This window comes from Streptomyces sp. NPDC005799, from assembly GCF_040630525.1.
Lineage (GTDB): Bacteria > Actinomycetota > Actinomycetes > Streptomycetales > Streptomycetaceae > Streptomyces > Streptomyces griseorubiginosus_B.
On sequence record NZ_JBEXXQ010000026.1, the window covers coordinates 67,998 to 86,059 of the forward strand.

The following is an 18,062-nucleotide window of genomic DNA, read 5'->3' on the forward strand; positions in this document are numbered from 1 at the left end:
CTAGTGATCCGTTTGTGTCTCGTCCGGCTTCCGCCGCGGCCGGTAGCAGGCCGCCAGCAGGGCCGCCGCGCTCGCCGTGCCGAGTCCGGCGGCGAGCAACGCCGGTCCCGCGCCCGCCCGTTCGCGGTGCAGCAGCCCGTCGAGGGAGTACCGGCCGTGGCCGAGTGCCGCCAGGGCGACGGCCGCGCCGCCCACCACGCCGACGTACTCCCAGCCGCCCTTGAACACGAAGAAACCCTTGCCGCGGTGGTCGGTCCGGGCCGCGACGGTCATCAGTCCGACGGCCGCCGCCGCGGGCAGGGGGCCCGCCGCGCCGAGGGCGATGCCCACGCCCGCCGCCATCTCGGTCCCGGCCGCCATCCGGGCGTGCACGGCCGCCGGCCGTAGGCCGAGCGCCTCGAACCAGCCTGTCGTGCCCTCCAGCCCGCCCGGCCCCGCGACCTTGTTCCAGCCGTGGGCGAAGAGCATGGGGCCGAGGGTGGCCCGGAGGACGAGCGCGGCGGCGTCATGGCCTTTCACTGGCCTGCCCCCGTGGCCCGGCCCGCGGGTGAGACACCGTACAACTGCGGTACGGCGTCCACGAGTTCGTCGTACGTGAGGGCCTGTCCCGACCGGCTGGGGTGGACCGCGGCGACGGTCCAGCCCGTCAGCCGGTTCAGCCGGTTGCCCTCGATGCGCAGGACCTGCCCGGTCAGCCAGGCCGCGCTGTCGGAGGCGAGGTAGACGACGACCCCGGATGCGTTGGCGGGATCGCGCGGGTCGAAACCGTCGGTGGCCGCGAGGGACGCGCCGACCTCGAGCCCGTCCGTCATCCGGGTGGCCGCGATGGGCGAGATGGCGTTCGCGGTGACGCCGTACTTGCGCATCTCCAGGGCCGTGAGCACGGTCAGCCCGGCTATCCCGGCCTTCGCGGCACCGTAGTTGGACTGCCCCTGGTTGCCGAACAGCCCTGTTCCGGACGTGGTGTTGATGATCCGGCCGGTGACGCGCTCACCCCGCTTGGACGCCTCGCGCCAGTACGCGCACGCGTGCCGGGTGAGGGCGAAGGTGCCCTTGAGATGCACCGCGATCACCGAGTCGAACTCGGCCTCGGTCATCGAGAACAGCATCCGGTCGCGCACGATGCCCGCGTTGTTGACGACGACGTCCAGCCGGCCGAACTCCGCGACCGTGTCCGCCACCATCGCCTCCGTGGCCGCCCAGTCGGTGACCGAGGCGTGGTTGGCGACCGCCCGGCCGCCCAGCTTGGTGATCTCCGCGACCACGTCGTCGGCGGGGGAGTCCCCGGTCCGCTCGCCGTGCACGCCCGAGCCGAGGTCGTTGACCACCACGGTCGCCCCGGCCTCGGCGAGCGCCAGACAGTGCGCCCGGCCCAGCCCCCGGCCACCGCCGGTCACGATGGCGACCTTGTCGTCGAGGATGCCCACGCCGTACCTCCAGAAGAAGAGCTGATGTGTCGGGTCAGTCGAGTTCGCGCAGTACGTCGTCGGTGTGCTCGCCGAGCGTGGGCGCGCCCGTGCGCGGCTTCTCGTCCACGCCCCAGAAGCGCACCGGGGTCGCCACCGTGCGCAGGGGCGGCGCGTCGCCCATGCCGGGCTGCTCGACGAACGCCCCCACGGCCTCCGCCTGCGGGTCGGCGGACACCTCGGCGAGGGTCTGCACGGGTGCCCACCACACGCCCTCGGCGTCGAACCGCGCCGCCCACTCCTCCAGCGGCCGCTTGGCGAACTCCTCGTCGAACACGGCGATCAGCTCCCGTACATGGCCCCGCCGGGCCTTGCCGGTGGCGAACCGTTCGTCCTCCGACAGGTCCTCCCGGCCGAGCGCCTTGACCACGCCGGGCCAGTGCCGGCCACCCTCCAGACCGACCAGCCAGAACCAGCGGTCGTCGGCGGCCTGGTAGCAGTTGTAGAGCGGCGACTCGTGCTCGGTGCGGGGGCGGGTGCGCCCACGCTTGCCGAAGAAGTTCTGCAGGGCGAGGTCGTTGCCGTTCGCGTACGTCCCGGACCGCAGCAGCGACACGTCCACCACGCCGCCCTCGCCGGTGCGTTCGCGGCGCAGCAGCGCGGCGAGCACACCGGCGACCAGGTTGGCGGCGGCCGTACGGTCGCCGAGGCCGGGGCGGATGCCGGGCGGCGGCTCGCCGGCCGGGTTGAGCATGGCGGCGATGCCCGGCCGGGCCCAGAAGGCGGAGACGTCGTAACCGGCCCGGTCGCGCTCGGCGCCCGCCCAGCCGTAGCCCGTCAGCGTGCCGACGACCAGTCGGCGATGGCGCTCCCGCAACTCCTCCGGGTCCAGCCCCAGCCGCTCCAGGGCACCGGGCCGGAGGTTGGTGACGAAGACGTCGGCGCGCTCCAGCAGCCGCTCCAGGACCGCTCTGCCGTCCTCGGAGCGCAGGTCGAGGACGATGCCGCGCTTGCCGCGGTTGTCGGTCTCGAACGGGGGCGCGCTGTCGATGTCCTGGCCGACGTGCCGCAGCGTGTAGCGGTTGGGGTCGCCGGTGGGTGCCTCCACCTTGATCACGTCGGCGCCCCAGTCGGCCAGCATGGTGGCGGCGGCCGGTGCGGCCACCCACATGCCGAGCTCGACGACGGAAATGCCTTCCAGTGGCCGCACGGCCCACCTCCAGGTGTGTCGGTAGGCCTACACGCCGCGGAACGCGCCGGGCCGGCGCTCGCGGAAGGCCTTGAGTCCCTCGATGCGGTCCTCGGTGCAGAAGAGCACCGAGACGGTCTCCCGCTCGTAGGCGATCGCGGTCTCGAGGCTCATGGCGAGCCCCTGGTCGATCAGCCGCTTGCCCGCGGCGAGCGCGAGCGGTGCCCCGGCCGTCAGACCGCCGGCCAGCTTCTCGGCGGCGGCGAGCGCTCCGCCGGGTTCGGCCAGCTCGTTGACCAGCCCCAGCTGCCAGGCGCGCTCCGCGTCGATCGGTTCCCCGGTGAGGATCATCTGCTTGGCGACCGCCGTCGGCAGCAGACGCGGGAGCCGCTGCGTGCCGCCCGCGCCCGGCAGCACGCCCAGCTTCATCTCGGGCAGCCCCAGACGCGTCCCGCGCTCGGCCACCCGCAGGTCGCAGGCGAGCGCCAGCTCCAGACCGCCGCCGAAGGCGAACCCGTGGACGGCCGCGACCGACGGCTTGGGGAAGTCCTCCAGGAGCGCGAACGCCCGAGTCAGCCGCCCCACGAAGGCCCGGAACTGCCCGGGGGAGGTGAAGGACTCGATCTCGCCGAGGTCGGCACCGGCCGAGAAGGCGCGGCCGGCTCCGGTCACGACGAGGGCGCGTACGTCGTCGTTGTCGCGTATCCCCTCGAGTGCGCGGGTGAGCCGGTCCACGGTCTCCGAGCCGACGGCATTGAGCCGTTCCGGCCGGTCCAGTGTCAACACGGCGATGTGGTCCCGTAGTTCGACACGCAGCACGGCGGTCACCTCAGACCATCGTCAGGCCGCCGCTGACCGAGAGCGTCTGCCCGGTCATGTAGGCGGCGTCGTCGGACGCGAGGAAGGCCACCACGCCGGCGATCTCGGCGGGCTGGGCGACGCGGCGCAGCGGAATGGCCCGCACGGTCGCGTCGTACATCTTCCGGCTGTACTCGGCGACCTGCCCGAGCAGTGCGGTGTCGGTCGGCCCGGGGCAGACGCTGTTGACGGTGATGCCGTGCCGGGCGACCTCGCGGGCCAGCGCCTTGCCGAAGGCGATGACACCGCCCTTCGTCGCGGAGTACACGACCTCGCCGGAGGAACCGACCCGGCCGGCGTCCGAGGCGATGTGCACGATCCGGCCGCCGCCGCGTTCGATCATCGAGTCGAGCACCGCCCGGGTCATGGTGATCGTCCCGCGCAGGTTGACCGCGATGATGCGGTCCCAGGTCTCCTCGTCGCTGTCCACGAACCGGCCGATGACGTCCACGGCCGCGTTGTTCACCAGCACGTCCACCGGGCCGAGTTCGGCCGCCACCCGCTCCACGGCCGCGTGCACGGCCGAGCGGTCGGAGATGTCCGCGCCGACTCCGGCCGCGCGCACCCCGTAGCGCTCCGCGAGCCGCGCCGCCACCTTGCCCGCGGCCTCGGGGTCCAGGTCGCAGACGGCGACCGCGGCTCCCCGGTCGGCGAGCCGGTCGGCGATCGCCTCGCCGATGCCACGCCCCGCTCCGGTGACGAGCGCCACCTTGTCCCGTACGCTCACGCGCCCTCCCTGTCCCGGCTCCGAAAACAGCGCTATCGTATAACTACTTCAGCTAAATAAGCGAGATGCAGGGTATGTGACACGCAGGAGTGGAGTCGAGATGCGCCGTACGATCTTCGCCGAGGAGCACGACCTGTTCCGCGAGACCGCCCGCTCCTACTACCTGCGGGAATGTGTCCCGTACAGCGCGGAGTGGGAGCGCGAGGGGCAGGTCGGCCGGGCCGCGTGGGCGGCGGCGGGCAAGGCCGGACTGATCGGCTGGGAGTTCCCGGAGGAGTACGGCGGGCAGGGCGTCCGCGACTTCCGCTACAACGCCATCATGGCGGAGGAGATGGCCGCCACCGGCGCCGTCGGCATCGGGCTCGGCCTGCAGAACGACGTCGTACCGCCCTACCTCATGAACCTCACCACCGAGGAGCAGAAGGCGCGCTGGCTGCCCGGGGTGATCGCCGGCGAGACCATCTGCGCGCTCGCCCTGTCCGAGCCGGCCGCCGGATCCGACCTCAAGGGCATCCGCACCACCGCCCGCCGGGACGGCGACGAGTGGGTGATCGACGGCTCCAAGACCTTCATCACCAACGGCATCCTCGCCGACCTCGTCATCGTCGCCTGCAAGACCGACCCCGCGGCCGGGCACAAGGGCATCAGTCTGATCGTCGTCGAGCGCGGCGCCGAGGGCTTCGAGCGCGGACGCAAGCTCGACAAGGTCGGGATGAAGGCCCAGGACACCGCCGAACTTTTCTTCCACGAGGTGCGCGTCCCCGCCGAGAACCTGATCGGGCAGGAGGGGCGCGGTTTCTACCACATGATGGGCAACCTCCCCACCGAGCGGCTCGCCATCGCCGTCGCCGCGCTCGCCTCCGCGCAACGGGCCTTCGACGTGACTCTTGAGTACGCCAGGACCCGCACCGCCTTCGGCCGGCCGATCGGCGAGTTCCAGGCCAACCGGTTCGCCCTCGCGGACATCAAGGCGAAGCTCGCCGCCGCCCGGGTCTATGTCGACGGCTGCATCATGGCCCTGGTCCAGGGCGAGTTGACGGCCGAGGAGGCCGCCGCGGCCAAGTACTGGACCACGGAGACCGGCTGGGCGGTCATCGACCGCTGCATGCAGCTCTTCGGCGGCTACGGCTACGTCAACGAGTACGAGATCGCCCGCATCTGGCGCGACAGCCGGGTGCAGCGGGTGTTCGGCGGCACCTCGGAGATCATGCAGGAGATCGTCGGCCGCTCGCTGGGTCTGTGACACCGGCACTGTCATTGACTGCCACCGATAAATAGGTTAGCTATTTAAGCGAAGTGTACGGACAGGAGGCAACTGTGGTCACCGTCGACGTAGCACTGCACCGACAGCGGGCCGAGCAGGTTCTGCCGCGCCCACGCCTCGTCATCGGCGGCAAGGAGCTGTCCGACACCAGCGGGGGGCTCTTCGAGCACGTCAATCCGGCGACCGGTCTCGTCCAGGCCGAGATCCCGCTCGCGGGCCCCGGCGAGGTGGACCAGGCCGTCGCCGCGGCCCGGACCGCGTTCGAGGTCTGGGGCGGCATGCGACCGGCCGAACGGCGCCGTCTGCTCACCCGCTTCGCCCAGCTGATCCGCGAGCACATCCCCGACTTCGCGGCGATCAGCCCGCTGGAGAACGGAGTCTGCGTCGGCGGCTGGGCCGAGAACGTCGGAACGCACATCGCCGAGTGGACCGAGTACTACGCGGGCTGGGCCGACAAGATCGAGGGCATGGTCGGCGCGGCCTACAGCCCCCACGAGAACGTCGAGTACACCCTGGCCGAGCCGTACGGCGTGATCGGCCACATCATCACCTGGAACTCGCCCGCGCTGTCCCTGGCGATGAAGATCCCGCCCTCGCTCGCCGCCGGCAACACCGTGGTGATCAAACCCGCCGAGTCCACCCCGTTCTCCGCGCTGCTCTTCGCCGACCTGGCCCGCGAGGCGGGCATCCCCGACGGCGTGATCAACGTCGTCACCGGCCTCGGCGACGCCGGATCGGCCCTGGTGACGCACCCTGGCGTGGACAAGATCTCCTTCACCGGCGGCCCGGCGACCGCGCGCCGCATCATGGCCGACGCGGCGCTCAGCCTCAAGCCCGTCCTGTTCGAACTCGGCGGCAAGTCCGCCAACCTGCTCTTCGCCGACACCGACCTCGACACCGTCGTGCCGTACTGCGCGGCCTTCGCCATGAGCAACACCGGCCAGGGCTGCGCGCTGCCCACCCGCCTGCTGGTGGAGCGGCCGATCTACGACGAGGTGGTCGCCCGGGTCACCGGGGTCGTCGCCCACCTCCCCGTGGGCGACCCGCTCGACCCGGCGACCTACATCGGGCCCCTGATCGACGCGGCCGCCCGCGACCGCGTCGAGGGCGTGATCGACAAGGCGGTGCAGGACGGCGCGGGACGGCTGGTGTACGGCGGTGAACGCCTCGACGCCGACGGCTGGTTCGTCTCCCCCACCGTCTTCGCCGACGTCGACAACAACAGCGACCTCGCCCAGCGGGAGATCTTCGGCCCGGTCCTCGCCATCACCCCGTTCGACACCGAGGACGAGGCGGTCGCCCTCGCCAACGACACCGAGTACGGCCTGTCCGCCTACGTCCAGTCCCGCGACATCGCCCGCGTGAACCGCCTGGTGCCGCGCCTGAAGGCCGGCACGGTGTACGTCAACCCCGGCCCGAACCCGATCACCTCGCCGGCCACGCCCTTCGGAGGCGTCGGCCTCAGCGGGTTCGGACGGGAGGGCGGCAGGGCCGGACTGGAGGAGTTCATCCACGTCAAGGGCGTCGGCGTCGGCCGCGTCTGACGAGATCCCACAGGAGCGAACCACCGTGAATCCCGCCCGCCGCCTGACGTTCGGCGACCTCATCCGCGAGCACCGCAGGTCCTACCCCGACGGCGTCGCCCTCGTCGACGGCGACATCCGGCTGACCTGGCCGCAGCTCGACGAGCGCACCAACCGCCTCGCGAACGCCCTCACCGAGGCGGGCGTCGGCCCCGGCGACCGCATTCTGTGGCTGGGGCAGAACTCCTTCCGCATCTGGGAGCTGCTCGGTGCCGCCGCGAAGACCGGTGCCATGGTCTGCCCCGGCTACTGGCGCTGGGCCGCCCCCGAAATGGCCTTCGCCGTCGAGGACTTCGACCCCCGGGTCGTCGTCTGGCAGGACGAGGAGATCGGCGACACCGTCGGCAAGGCGCGAGCCGAACTCGGCAGCGACCACCGGGCGTTGTGGCTGCGGCACGACACCGAGGGGCCCGACTCGTACGAGTCCTTCCTGGCCGCCGGTTCGCCCGAGGACCCGGATGTCGACGTCGATCCCGACACGGCGCTGCTCGTCATCTACACCGCGGCGATCTCCGGACGCCAGTCCGGCTCGATGCTCTCGCACCGCAACCTCCTCGCCATGGGCGCGGGCGCCGCCTGGATGGGGGACATCGGCACGGAGACCGCCTTCCTCGGCGCCGGGCCCATGTTCCACATCGGCAACTACCAGTTCTGGGGCGTCCCGGCCTTCGTCCACGGCGGCAAGAACGTCATCGTGCGCCGGGTCGTCGCCGAGGAACTGCTGCCGCTGCTGGCGGCCGAGAAGTGCACCCACGCCTATCTGATGCCACCGACCATCGCGCAGCTCGTCGCGCTGAACCGCGAGGCGGGGCACGACCTCTCGCATCTGCGGGCGAGCGTCGCCGCGCCTCTGTGGCAGGGCACCGTGCCCACCGACACCAGCCGCTTCACCCGCAACGGCGGTGGAGAGGGCCGCGGTTACGGACAGACCGAGGTGACCGGCTTCGCCGTGACGGGCGCCTACGGCGGCACGGGCACCGGCAACGCGGGACGCCCCGGCCCGGGCACCGCCGTGCGCGTCCTCGACAGCACCGGCGCGGAGTGCGCGACCGGGGTGGCCGGCGAGATCTGCGTCCGCGGGGACCTCGTGCACCTCGGCTACTGGAACCGGCCCGAGATCAACGAGGAGCGCTTCCGCTTCGGCTGGTGGCACACCACCGACCTCGGCCGCCGCGAGGCCGACGGCACGATCAGCTTCCTCGGCACGACCACCCGCATGCTCAAGTCGGCCGCCGAGAACATCTTCCCCGCCGAGGTGGAGAACTGCATCGAGTCCCATCCGGCGGTGAAGGAGGCCGCCGTGATCGGCGTGCCGAACGAGCGCTGGGCGCAGGACGTCAAGGCCGTCGTGGTGCTGCACGCCGACGCCGGACCGGTCACCGCCGAGGACGTCGTCGAGCACTGCCGGGCGCGGATCGCCTCGTACAAGAAGCCCAAGACGGTGGAGTTCGTCGACGCGCTGCCCCGCACGAAGGACTTCGCGAAGGACTACGAGGCGCTCGACGAGCGCTTCGGCGGCGGCGGTTACCCGGGCGGCGACACGCTCGGCGCGGGACGGTGAACCCCGCGGACCGCCGTCTGCCGGTCGTCGTCGGCGTGTACGCCACCGAACAGGCGCTGTCCCTCCCGGACCGGGACGCCATGGACCTCGCGCTCGAAGCGGTGAGCGGCGCGCTCGCGGACGCCGGGCTGGCGCCGTCGGACGTCGACGGCGCCCAGGTCGACTGGCCCGGCCCGGGCGGTGTGCCCGGTGAGGGCAGCTCCTGGGCGCGCGTGCTCGGCCGGGACCTGCGCTGGACCAGCGACTCGATGCTCGACAACGCGGGCTCCCGCGGCCTGCTGAAGGCGGCGGCGGCCGTGCGGGCGGGGTTCGCCGAAACCGTCGTGGTCGGCGGCTGCAAGCTGGTCTCGCGGGGGACGGGCCCCGTCGGGGCCGGGGTGGCGCTGGAGTTCGCGGACGTGTGGGGCAGTTATGTCGTCGCCCAGTTCGCCCTGGTGGCCGCCCGGCACATGCACGAGTACGGCACGACCTCCCGCCAGCTCGCGGAGGTCGCCGCCACCATCCGCAACAACGGCACCACCAACCCGGAGGCGATGATGTACGGGCGCGGCCCGTACACCGCCGACGACGTGCTCGCCTCCCGCATGGTGGCCACCCCCTTCCATCTGCTGGACTGCTGCATCGTCGGCGAGGGCGGCGCGGCGCTCGTCGTGACCACCGCCGAGCGGGCCCGGGACCTGCCGCACCCGCCCGTCGCCGTCCTCGGCGGCGGCATGCAGTACCACCAGGCCGCGTACGCCAACCCGGCGCTGTACCGGGAGGTCGGCGGGCTCGGGCGGGAGGCCGCCGAGCGCGCCTACGCGATGGCCGGCATCGGCCCGCACGACGTGGACGTGTTCTCCCTCTACGACCCCAACTCCTTCGAAGTCATCCGCCAGTTGGAGATCCTCGGTCTGTGCGGCGAGGGCGAGGGCGGCCCGCTGGCCGCGAGCGGCGCCATCGCCGTCGGCGGCAAGCACCCGGTCAACCCGGACGGCGGCTGCCTGGCGTACGCCTGGAACGGCACCCAGCAGATGACTCTCAAGGTCGTCGAAGCGGTGCGGCAGTTGCGCGGCACGGCCGTGCACCAGGTGGAGGACGCGGAGCTGGCGGTCGTCGGCAACGCCGGTTCGGGGGCGCAGCATTACGAGATGAGCGTGCTGGGGAGGATGCGATGAGCCGGCCCGTACCCGTCCCGACGCAGCTGTCCCGGCCGTTCTGGGAGGCGGCCCGGCGCGGCGAGCTGGTTGTCCCGCAGTGCCCGACCTGTGGTCTGCGCTTCTTCGTCCCCGAACCCGCCTGCCCCGGCTGCATGGCGCGCGACTGGCGGTACGCGCCCAGCGCGGGCCGGGGAACCGTCTACTCGGTGACCGTCGTCCACCGCGCCCCGGGCCCAGGCTTCGACACCCCCTTCGCACTGGCCGTGATCGACCTCGACGACGGGGCCGCCCTGCTGGCGCACGTGGACGCGGGCGACCCCGGGGACGTCGTCATCGGACTGCGCGTCCGCGTGGACTTCCGCGCCCTCACCGACGAGATCACATTGCCGTACTTCGTACCGGACGACCGACTGTCCCCGTCGATCACGGAATGACTGCCGCCTCATCATAATTTAAACACTGATTGCTCTCAGTGTATTGAGTTAGCGGTTTCCGTCGATAGCATCACCCGCATCGCGCGGGCACCGCTGGGGTGACCCGCCTCTGTGAGCATCGCTGAGGACCTGAAGTGGCAGTGCATGCGCGAGCGTCGAAGAGACAGGGCGGCAGGCGGGAACCCGGAGCCGAACGGCAGCCGGCGCTGCGTACGGTCCTGCTCGTCCTGGCCCTGGTGCCCATCGTGACCCTGGTGGCGCTGTGGGCGGTCGACTCCGCGCAGCTCTACACCGACTGGCGGCGCCAGCAGGACCGCAACGACGTGTCCACCCAGGCCGCCCGGCCGGTCCTGGGCGCCTTCTTCTCCCTGCAGGAGGAACGCCGGCTCAGCGAGGCGGCCCAGGCCGACCCCGCCGCCTTCCAGGAGCAGTTGCGCACACAGCGGGCCCGCACCGACGCGGCCGTCAAGGCCGTCGAGGCGCTGCCCGCCAGCGGGTGGAACGCGCCGGCCGACATCCGCGGCGACGTCGTCGAGCTGAGCAGGGCCCTGCGGAACCTGGCCGACTACCGCGCGGGCGTGGACGGGCGGACCTCCTCGCCGCAGCAGACCTTCGACCGCTACACGGGTCTGATCTCCCTGCACCTGAAGGTGTTCAACACACTCAGCACCGTCGGCCTGCCCGGCATCGACCACCTCGTCCGCCCGGTCATCGACGAGGACTGGGGCATGGAGATGATCTCGCGCGAGGACGCGCTGCTCACCCGCGCCTCCGTCACCGGCAGGCTCTCCGGCACCGACCGGGGACAGCTCGCCTCCTGGATCGGCGCTCAGCAGTTCATCTTCGACGACAAGGTGGTGCCGCTGGTCTCCGCCGACGAGGCGCGGCAGTTCCGCGAGCTCATGGCGGGCAGCGGGTGGAAGAAGAAGACCGCCGTCGAACAGGGCGTGCTCGCGGGCGCCGCCTCCGGAAAGGAATCGGACCCGTTCTCCAAGGGGCTCGGCCGGACCTGGCGCGACAGCGTCCAGCAGGTCACCGCGGGGCTCCAGCAGCGCAACACCACCTACGCCAAGACCCTGACGGCCGCCACGGACAAGCAGTTGCGGTCGATGGAGACCCGGCTGACCGTCACCAGCGTCAGCAACGCCGTCGCCGTGTTCGTGGTCGCCCTGATCACCCTCCTGTTCACCCGCGTGCTGCGCCGCCGGATCTCCGCCCTGCGCACCGCGGCCCTGGACCTGCAGAGCCGGCTGCCGGACGTGGTGGACCGCATGCGCCGGGGCGAGGTCGTCGACCCGGACGCCGAACTCCCGGCGATCCCGCACAGCGGCGACGAGCTCGGCCAGCTGGGCCAGGCCCTCAACCTCGCCCGTCACACCGCCCTCGACACCACGGTGGCCCAGGTGGGCCAGCTCCACGGATTCGAGAAGCTGCTGCAGCGCATCGCCCGCCGTACCCAGCTGCTCATCGGCCTGCAGATGAAGAAGCTCAGCGAACTGGAACGCAAGCACGAGGATCCCGAGGTGCTGGAGGACCTGTTCGACCTCGACCACCTCACCGCGAGGCTGCGCCGCTACGAGGAGAACCTGGTCATCCTCGGTGGCGGCCAGCCCCAACGGCGCTGGCGCAAGCCGGTGCTGGTGCTGGACGTGCTGCGCTCCGCCCAGAGCGAGGTGCAGGACTACCGGCGGATCCAGATCGAGGTGCAGGGCCGGGTCTGGCTGTCCGAGCGTGCCGTCGGTCTCGTCATCCACGTCCTGGCCGAACTCATGGAGAACGCGGTGGGCTTCTCCCGGCCGCCGACCCCGGTGGAGGTGTACGCCGCCCAAGTCGGGCGCGGTCTCGCGGTGGAGATCGAGGACCGCGGGGTGGGCATGGACGACGCGCAGTACGAGGCGGTCAACCTGATGATGGCCGACCCGCCCCGCATGGACGTGATGTCGCGGGCCGACGACGTCAGGCTCGGGCTGTACGTCGTCGCCCGGCTGGCGCAGGGCCTCGGTATCCAGGTGGAGCTGCGGCCCTCGGCGTTCGGCGGGACCCGGGTGGTCGTCCTCATCCCCGACGAACTGGTCGTCGTCGATACCTCCGGGCCCGCGGAGGAGGTCGTCGCCTCCTGGCCGCCGGTCCCCGACCTGGTCGCGGCGGCCGCGGAGGCGGGACCGGGGGAGGCGCACGATCCGGACCCGAACGCGCACCGGCCGGCCACGAACGGCGTACCGACCGGCCAGGCCGTCCCGCGGGACAGGCCGCGGACCGGCCCGCCGCCATCCGCCGCACCGGGCCCGAGCGAGGGATCGGAGGTGGTCCGCCCGCCGCGCCGCCGTCTGCCGTCCCAGCCGTTCGGCCCCCCGCCGCCCCGCACGGCACCGGACGCGGTCGGCGCGGCGCCATGGGCCGCAGCCCCCGCAACCGTGCAACCGCTGCCCAAACGGGTGCGCCAGGCCAGCCTCGTCGACGAGTTGCGCGACCCGGGCGTGGCCGCGCGGGCCCGACCCGACGAGCGGGAGGCCGGCCCCCGGCCCACGCCGGCCCGTTCCGGCGCCACCGTCGGCGCCTTCCAACGCCAGTCCCGTATGGCCAGGAGTACGAGTCCCACAGCCCACGACGCCGCAGACACCTTGCCGACCCGCAGAAGTTTCCCGACGGAAGACTGACCATGACACTGCGCACGACCGCCACTCATCAGGATCTCGACTGGCTGCTGGACGGCCTCGTCGAACAGGTCCCGGGCACCCGGCACGCCATCGTGCTGTCCGACGACGGTCTGGTGGTGAGCCAGTCCAGCACCATCGCCCGTGGCGACGCGGAGCGCCTCGCCGCCGTGGCGACCGGCCAGCAGAGCCTGGCCCGCGGGGTCGGGACACTCTTCGACGGCGGGCCGGTGCACCAGGTGATCGTCGAGCTGGCCGACCTGTGGCTGTTCGTCTCCGCCGCGGGCCGGGGCACGCACCTGGCCGTCGTGGCCTCCCAGGAGGTGGACGCCGAGCTGATGGCCGTGGCCATGCACACCCTCATGCAGCAGGTGGGCCGGCGCCTCGGCGCGGAGACACGCGTCGTCATGCCCACGGTCGAGGGCGGTGTACGTGAGTGAGCCACTGGACGGACGGCATGGAGGCGGACGACGCGGACACCCAGTCCGTCCGGCCCTACACGATCACCCAGGGCCGTACCGCCCCCGCCCGTGACGACCTGACCCTGATCACCCTCGTGACCACCGTCGAGCCGGAGGTTCCCGGCCGGTCCTCGCGCGGTCTGCAACCCGAGCACCGCGCCATCCTGCGGCAGTGCCGCGCGCCGGCGGCGGTGGCCGAGATCGCCTCCGCGCTGGACCTGCCGATCTCGGTGGCGAAGATTCTCATCGACGACCTGGTGGCCCTCGGCAGGGTGGCCACCCGTCCGCCGCTCGCAGTCGCGGCAGGAAGCACCATGGACATGAACCTACTTCGGGCGGTGAGGGATGGCCTCCGCAGACTTTGACCTCGCCCCGCGCACCCTGGGCGCGGCTCCCGCCGCCGTCAAGATCCTCGTGGCCGGCGGCTTCGGCGTCGGCAAGACGACCCTGGTCGGCGCGGTGAGTGAGGTGGCGCCGCTGCGCACCGAGGAGTACCTCACCGTGGCCAGTGTCGGCGTCGACGACGTCGAGGGCGTCGAGCGCAAGTCGACGACCACCGTCGCCATGGACTTCGGCCGCATCATGGTCAGTCCCCGGCTGGTGGTCTACCTCTTCGGCACCCCCGGCCAGGAGCGCTTCTGGTTCATGTGGAACGACCTGGTGCACGGCGCCCTGGGCGCGGTCGTCCTGGCCGACACCCGCAGACTGGAGACCAGCTTCGCCTCCATCGACTTCTTCGAGAGCCGCCGCATCCCCTTCGTGGTCGGTGTCAACTGTTTCCACGGGCGTCGGGACCGCGGTGAGCGGGAGGTACGCGAGGCGCTCGACCTCGATGACGAAGTCCCGCTGATGATGGGTGACATGCGTGAACGGTCGGTCGGCCGCGACCTGTTGGTGACGCTGGCCGATCACCTCATTCGGACGAACTCGATTACCTAGCTTAAATAGTTATCTAGTTCTAGTATGGGGCCACCGGGTTGAGGCGCGCCGCGCGCCTGCCGGCCGGACGGAGGTGGTCCCCGCGATGAGTGAGACCGGGAGACGCGGCGGGATCGGCGGCGCCCAGGTCCGGGTCCCCAAGATGGCGGAACTGGTCGCGGCACGGCTGCGCCGCATGATCGTGCGCGGTGAGCTCGTGGAGGGGGACGCGCTGCCGTCCGAGACGGCGCTGATGGAGGAGTTCGCCGTCTCCCGGCCCACCCTGCGCGAGGCGTTCCGGGTGCTGGAGTCGGAGTCGCTGATCGACGTGCGCAGGGGCGCCCGGGGCGGGGCGCGGGTCCAGGTCCCGGAGGGCACGGTGGCCGCCCGCTACGCCGGTCTGGTGCTGGAGTACCGGGGCACGACGCTGAAGGACGTGTACGACGCCCGTACGGTGATCGAGGCGCCGTGCGCGGGTCTGCTGGCCGAGCGGCGCACCGACGAGGACCTGCGCAGACTGCGGGCCGCCGTCGCCGAGGCCGAGCGGCTCATGGACGACCCCTCGGCCTTCATCCGCGCCCACATGGAGTTCCACGCCCTGGTCGTGGAACTCGCGGGCAACGAGACGCTCGGCGTCCTCAACGGCATGGTCCGCCACATCATCGACCAGGCGAACTGGTCGCACGTCGACCTCGACGCCGGCAGCCCGGAGAACATCCGGGCCAACCGCCGGGGTTTCCGCGCCCACGGCGCGCTCGTGGACCTGGTGGCCGCGCGCCGCGCCGAGGCCGCCGAGGAGCTGTGGCACCTGCATCTGCAGGAGGCGGAGGACTATCTGCTGCAGAGCAGGTCCATGACCACCGTCCTGGACCTGCTCGGCTGACGGTCAGCTCTCGCGCAGCTCCGCCACGATCGGCTCCCACACCTCGGCACGGGTCTCGTAGGCGGTGTAGAAGGACACGCGGTCGACCAGCGCCCCGTACCGGCGCCGGATCTCGCCCGCCACCCGATCCGGCTCCGCCACCACCGCGAAGGTGCCCAGGACCTCGTCGTCGACGAGCCGGGTCATCGCCTCCCACTTGTCCTCGCGCCGGGACGTCGACAACGCGTGCAGTTCGTCGCCGAGTTCGCCCCAGCCGTGCAGCTCCAGGACCCCGCGATAGGCGGGCGTGCTGCCGTAGAAGGCGACCTGGGCGCGGGTGCCGTCGATCGCGCGGGCCATCTCCTCCTGTGTCCCGCCGGTCGCGGTCAGCAGCAGATGGGAGACGGAGAAGTCGGCGCGGGTGCGGCCCGAGGACGCAAGGCCCGCCTCGACGGTCGGCAGGGTGACCTCGCGCAGATACCGCTCGGTGGTGAAGCCGTGGGCCAGCAGACCGTCGGCCACCTCGCCCGCGACCCGCGTCATCGCCTCCCCGACGGCGGCCACGAACACCTTGGGCGCGCCGCCGGTGGCGGGCGGCGGGGAGAAGAACGGGGACATCAGCGTGTGCGAGTAGAAGTCGCCGCGGAAGTCCAGCCGTTCGCCCTCGTTCCAGGCGGCCCAGATGGCGCGCAGCGCGCTGACGTACTCCCGCATGCGGGCGGCGGGCCGGCTCCACGGCATCGCGAAGCGCCGCTCGATGTGCGGCTTGATCTGGCTGCCCAGGCCGAGCGAGAAGCGCCCACCGGAGTACGTCTGCAAGTCGTGGGCGGTGTACGCCAGTTGCATGGGGGAGCGGGCGAAGGCCACCGCGATGGCGGTGCCGACCTCCAGCCGGTCGGTGTGCTCGGCGGCCAGCAGCAGGGGCAGGAACGGGTCGTGTTTGGACTCCGAGGCCCACAGCCCGTCGTATCCCGCCTTCTCGTGCTGGCGGGCCTCCTCCACGACCTCCGCCGTGCTCCACACGTTGAGCTTGCCGTCGACCTTCATGCCGCTCCTTCGCCCGCTTCCATGCCGATGCGCTGTGCGAGCAGTTCGCGGTGGTACGCGGGATCGCCGAACAGCAGCTGTGACGTCTTGGCCCGCTTCAGATAGAGGTGGGCCGGATGTTCCCAGGTGAAGCCGATACCGCCGTGGACCTGGATGTTGTCCGCCGTCGCCCGCACACACGCATCCGAGCAGAACGCCTTGGCCAGGCTCGCCACGGCGGGCAGGTCCGGGGCGTCGTTCTCGGCGGCGAGCAGGGCGTAGTGCGCGGCGGCGCGCGCCGACTCGACCTCCAGCAGGACGTCGGCCAGCAGATGCTTGACGGCCTGGAAGGAGCCGATCGCCCGGCCGAACTGATGGCGGACCTTGGCGTATTCCACGGCCATGTCGAGCGCACGGGACGCCACCCCGACCTGCTCGGCGGCAAGCTGGACGGCGGCCCGGTCGAGGACCTGGGCGACCAGGTCCCAGCCGTCGCCGTGCGTCCGCAGCCGGGTCGCCGGAACCTCGCGGTACTCCAGGCGGGCCTGCCGGCGGGTCGGGTCCAGGGTGGGCAGCGGCGCACGCGTCAGACCGGGCGCGTCACCCTCCACCACGAAGACGCCGATCCCGTCGGCGGCCCGCGCAACGGTGAGCACGACATCGGCGGCCGCCCCGTCGAGCACGAACGTCTTGTGCCCGGTCAGCAGCCAACTGCCGTCCGACTCACAGGCGGTGAGCCCGACCCCCGCCTCGTCCCAGCGTGCCGAGTCCTCGGTCAGGGCCAGTGTCGCGACGAGCTCTCCTGCCGCCAGCCCCGGCAGCAGACGCTTGCGGGCCTCCTCGTCGGCGCAGCGCAGCAGCGTGGTCGTCGCCAGGACGGTGGAGGACAGGACGGGCGCGCACAGCAGGGCGCGGCCCGTCTCCTCCATGACCACGCCCACCTCGACCGGCCCGCACCCGGCCCCGCCGTACTCCTCGGGCACGGCGAGCCCCTGCAGGCCCAGCTCCGTGCCCATCCGGCGCCACAGCGCGCGGTCGAAGCCCTCGGGGGTCTCCATCAGACGCCGTACCTCGGTCTCCGGCGAGGTGTCCGCGAGGAACGCCCTCACCGTGCGGCCGAGTTCCTCCTGCTCCTCGCTGAACGCGAAGTCCATCCCGTGCTCCTTAGCGGTTCAGCGGCGGCCGCGTGCGGCGATGATCCGCTCGACGGCGGCGATGTGGTCCGGCGCGTGCATGGTGTCCCGCTCGGCGAGCAGGGCCGGCTCCATCACCGTGTCGAGGGCCTGCTCCAGATGCCGGTTGACGGCGCGCTTGGTCTCGCGCAGCGCCTGCGCGGGCAGGGCCGCCAGCCGTCCGGCCAGGTCCATGGCCTCGTCCATGAGCTTGTCCCTGGGCACGGCGCGGTTGGCGATGCCCAGCCGGACCGCGTCCTCGGCGCTCACCCGGTCGCCCAGGAAGAGCAGCTCCTTCGCCCGGGTCAGGCCCACGAGCAGCGGCAGCACGTACGCGCCGCCGTCGCCCGCGACGAGTCCGACCTGGACGTGGGGGTCGGCGACATAGGTGTCGTCGGCGATCAGCACGAGGTCGCTGAGCAGGGCGAGGCTGCAACCGAGGCCCACGGCGGGGCCGTTGACCGCCGCGACGACGGGCAGGGGGCAGCGGACCAGGCCGGTGATGATCCCGCGCGCCTCGTCGACCTGCCGTTGCCGGAAGGCGCCGTCGCGCTGGACGCGGGTCATGGTGTCGAGGTTGCCGCCGGCGCTGAACGCCCGGCCGCGCCCCGTCAGGACGATCACCCGTGCCTCCGGATCGGCGGCGAGGTCGTCCCAGACCGACGCGAGGCCGGTGTGCAGCTCGTCGCTCATCGCGTTCAGCTGCTCGGGCCGGTTCAGCTCGACCAGCCGGATGGGCCCGACGGCCGTCACCACCAGATCCGTCATCTTCGCCGCCCTCGTCCAGGGATCCGTCCTTAGAGTTGAA

The 18,062-nt window shown here is 72.0% G+C and carries 18 protein-coding genes; 10 read left to right on the forward strand and 8 right to left on the reverse strand.

The window, feature by feature from the left end; all coding sequences use genetic code 11:
* Genes ABZ453_RS25170 through ABZ453_RS25190 form a run of 5 tightly spaced genes read right to left on the reverse strand, consistent with a single transcriptional unit; the run spans position 1 to position 4,180 of the window.
* Positions 1 to 519: a DoxX family protein gene (locus ABZ453_RS25170; protein ID WP_359017913.1), complete on the reverse strand. Its 519-nt coding sequence runs from the start codon at positions 517 to 519 to the stop codon at positions 1 to 3.
* Positions 516 to 1,427, reverse strand: coding sequence for an SDR family NAD(P)-dependent oxidoreductase (locus tag ABZ453_RS25175; protein ID WP_359017915.1), 912 nt, complete (start codon positions 1,425 to 1,427; stop codon positions 516 to 518). Before ABZ453_RS25175 ends, ABZ453_RS25170 begins: the two co-directional genes overlap by 4 nt.
* A 34-nt stretch (positions 1,428 to 1,461) precedes the next feature.
* Positions 1,462 to 2,616, reverse strand: coding sequence for a CoA transferase (locus tag ABZ453_RS25180; RefSeq protein WP_359017917.1), 1,155 nt, complete (start codon positions 2,614 to 2,616; stop codon positions 1,462 to 1,464).
* 27 nt (positions 2,617 to 2,643) lie between these two features.
* Positions 2,644 to 3,423 (reverse strand): enoyl-CoA hydratase/isomerase family protein, encoded by a 780-nt coding sequence (locus tag ABZ453_RS25185; protein WP_359017919.1) that lies wholly within the window; start codon positions 3,421 to 3,423, stop codon positions 2,644 to 2,646.
* A gap of 1 nt (position 3,424) precedes the next feature.
* Entirely contained in the window at positions 3,425 to 4,180 is a 756-nt protein-coding gene (locus tag ABZ453_RS25190) for a 3-oxoacyl-ACP reductase family protein (protein WP_208778146.1), read from the reverse strand.
* Between the two features lie 100 nt (positions 4,181 to 4,280).
* Here ABZ453_RS25190 and ABZ453_RS25195 point away from each other — a divergent pair, with 100 nt between their 5' ends.
* The 10 genes from ABZ453_RS25195 (at position 4,281) to ABZ453_RS25240 (ending at position 15,077) form a co-directional block, all read left to right on the forward strand.
* Complete coding sequence (locus ABZ453_RS25195; protein ID WP_356766595.1) at positions 4,281 to 5,423, forward strand: acyl-CoA dehydrogenase family protein; 1,143 nt, start codon at positions 4,281 to 4,283, stop codon at positions 5,421 to 5,423.
* A gap of 74 nt (positions 5,424 to 5,497) precedes the next feature.
* Positions 5,498 to 6,988, forward strand: a complete 1,491-nt coding sequence (locus ABZ453_RS25200) for an aldehyde dehydrogenase family protein (protein ID WP_359017922.1) — start codon at positions 5,498 to 5,500, stop codon at positions 6,986 to 6,988.
* A 25-nt stretch (positions 6,989 to 7,013) separates the two neighbouring features.
* Positions 7,014 to 8,588 (forward strand): AMP-binding protein, encoded by a 1,575-nt coding sequence (locus ABZ453_RS25205; RefSeq protein WP_359017924.1) that lies wholly within the window; start codon positions 7,014 to 7,016, stop codon positions 8,586 to 8,588.
* The gene (locus ABZ453_RS25210; RefSeq protein WP_359017926.1) at positions 8,585 to 9,745 is read left to right on the forward strand and encodes a thiolase family protein; all 1,161 of its coding nucleotides are present in this window, start codon (positions 8,585 to 8,587) and stop codon (positions 9,743 to 9,745) included. The genes ABZ453_RS25205 and ABZ453_RS25210 overlap by 4 nt, the downstream gene beginning before the upstream one ends.
* Positions 9,742 to 10,161 (forward strand): OB-fold domain-containing protein, encoded by a 420-nt coding sequence (locus ABZ453_RS25215; protein WP_359017928.1) that lies wholly within the window; start codon positions 9,742 to 9,744, stop codon positions 10,159 to 10,161. The genes ABZ453_RS25210 and ABZ453_RS25215 overlap by 4 nt, the downstream gene beginning before the upstream one ends.
* 134 nt (positions 10,162 to 10,295) lie before the next feature.
* On the forward strand, positions 10,296 to 12,818 hold the full coding sequence (locus tag ABZ453_RS25220) for a nitrate- and nitrite sensing domain-containing protein (RefSeq protein WP_359017930.1): 2,523 nt from the start codon (positions 10,296 to 10,298) through the stop codon (positions 12,816 to 12,818).
* A gap of 2 nt (positions 12,819 to 12,820) precedes the next feature.
* Entirely contained in the window at positions 12,821 to 13,255 is a 435-nt protein-coding gene (locus tag ABZ453_RS25225) for a roadblock/LC7 domain-containing protein (protein WP_359017931.1), read from the forward strand.
* A 17-nt stretch (positions 13,256 to 13,272) separates the two neighbouring features.
* Positions 13,273 to 13,641: a DUF742 domain-containing protein gene (locus ABZ453_RS25230; protein WP_356349086.1), complete on the forward strand. Its 369-nt coding sequence runs from the start codon at positions 13,273 to 13,275 to the stop codon at positions 13,639 to 13,641.
* Positions 13,622 to 14,215, forward strand: a complete 594-nt coding sequence (locus ABZ453_RS25235; RefSeq protein ID WP_359017933.1) for an ATP/GTP-binding protein — start codon at positions 13,622 to 13,624, stop codon at positions 14,213 to 14,215. The genes ABZ453_RS25230 and ABZ453_RS25235 overlap by 20 nt, the downstream gene beginning before the upstream one ends.
* Positions 14,216 to 14,300: 85 nt before the next feature.
* On the forward strand, positions 14,301 to 15,077 hold the full coding sequence (locus ABZ453_RS25240; protein WP_356766581.1) for an FCD domain-containing protein: 777 nt from the start codon (positions 14,301 to 14,303) through the stop codon (positions 15,075 to 15,077).
* 3 nt (positions 15,078 to 15,080) lie between these two features.
* Here ABZ453_RS25240 and ABZ453_RS25245 read toward each other — a convergent pair whose 3' ends face one another.
* Genes ABZ453_RS25245 through ABZ453_RS25255 form a run of 3 tightly spaced genes read right to left on the reverse strand, consistent with a single transcriptional unit; the run spans position 15,081 to position 18,022 of the window.
* Positions 15,081 to 16,103 (reverse strand): LLM class F420-dependent oxidoreductase, encoded by a 1,023-nt coding sequence (locus ABZ453_RS25245; protein ID WP_359017936.1) that lies wholly within the window; start codon positions 16,101 to 16,103, stop codon positions 15,081 to 15,083.
* Positions 16,100 to 17,236: an acyl-CoA dehydrogenase family protein gene (locus ABZ453_RS25250; RefSeq protein ID WP_359017937.1), complete on the reverse strand. Its 1,137-nt coding sequence runs from the start codon at positions 17,234 to 17,236 to the stop codon at positions 16,100 to 16,102. Before ABZ453_RS25250 ends, ABZ453_RS25245 begins: the two co-directional genes overlap by 4 nt.
* An 18-nt stretch (positions 17,237 to 17,254) precedes the next feature.
* The gene (locus ABZ453_RS25255) at positions 17,255 to 18,022 is read right to left on the reverse strand and encodes an enoyl-CoA hydratase/isomerase family protein (protein ID WP_359017939.1); all 768 of its coding nucleotides are present in this window, start codon (positions 18,020 to 18,022) and stop codon (positions 17,255 to 17,257) included.
* Positions 18,023 to 18,062 lie beyond the last annotated feature (40 nt).

Coding starts and splice junctions, on each gene's coding strand:
- ABZ453_RS25195 (WP_356766595.1), top strand. CDS start 4,281: ATGCGCCGTACGATCTTCGCCGAGGAGCACGACCTGTTCCGCGAGACC.
- ABZ453_RS25215 (WP_359017928.1), top strand. CDS start 9,742: ATGAGCCGGCCCGTACCCGTCCCGACGCAGCTGTCCCGGCCGTTCTGG.
- ABZ453_RS25225 (WP_359017931.1), top strand. CDS start 12,821: ATGACACTGCGCACGACCGCCACTCATCAGGATCTCGACTGGCTGCTG.
- ABZ453_RS25230 (WP_356349086.1), top strand. CDS start 13,273: ATGGAGGCGGACGACGCGGACACCCAGTCCGTCCGGCCCTACACGATC.
- ABZ453_RS25235 (WP_359017933.1), top strand. CDS start 13,622: ATGGCCTCCGCAGACTTTGACCTCGCCCCGCGCACCCTGGGCGCGGCT.
- ABZ453_RS25240 (WP_356766581.1), top strand. CDS start 14,301: ATGAGTGAGACCGGGAGACGCGGCGGGATCGGCGGCGCCCAGGTCCGG.
- ABZ453_RS25245 (WP_359017936.1), bottom strand. CDS start 16,103: ATGAAGGTCGACGGCAAGCTCAACGTGTGGAGCACGGCGGAGGTCGTG.
- ABZ453_RS25250 (WP_359017937.1), bottom strand. CDS start 17,236: ATGGACTTCGCGTTCAGCGAGGAGCAGGAGGAACTCGGCCGCACGGTG.
- ABZ453_RS25255 (WP_359017939.1), bottom strand. CDS start 18,022: ATGACGGATCTGGTGGTGACGGCCGTCGGGCCCATCCGGCTGGTCGAG.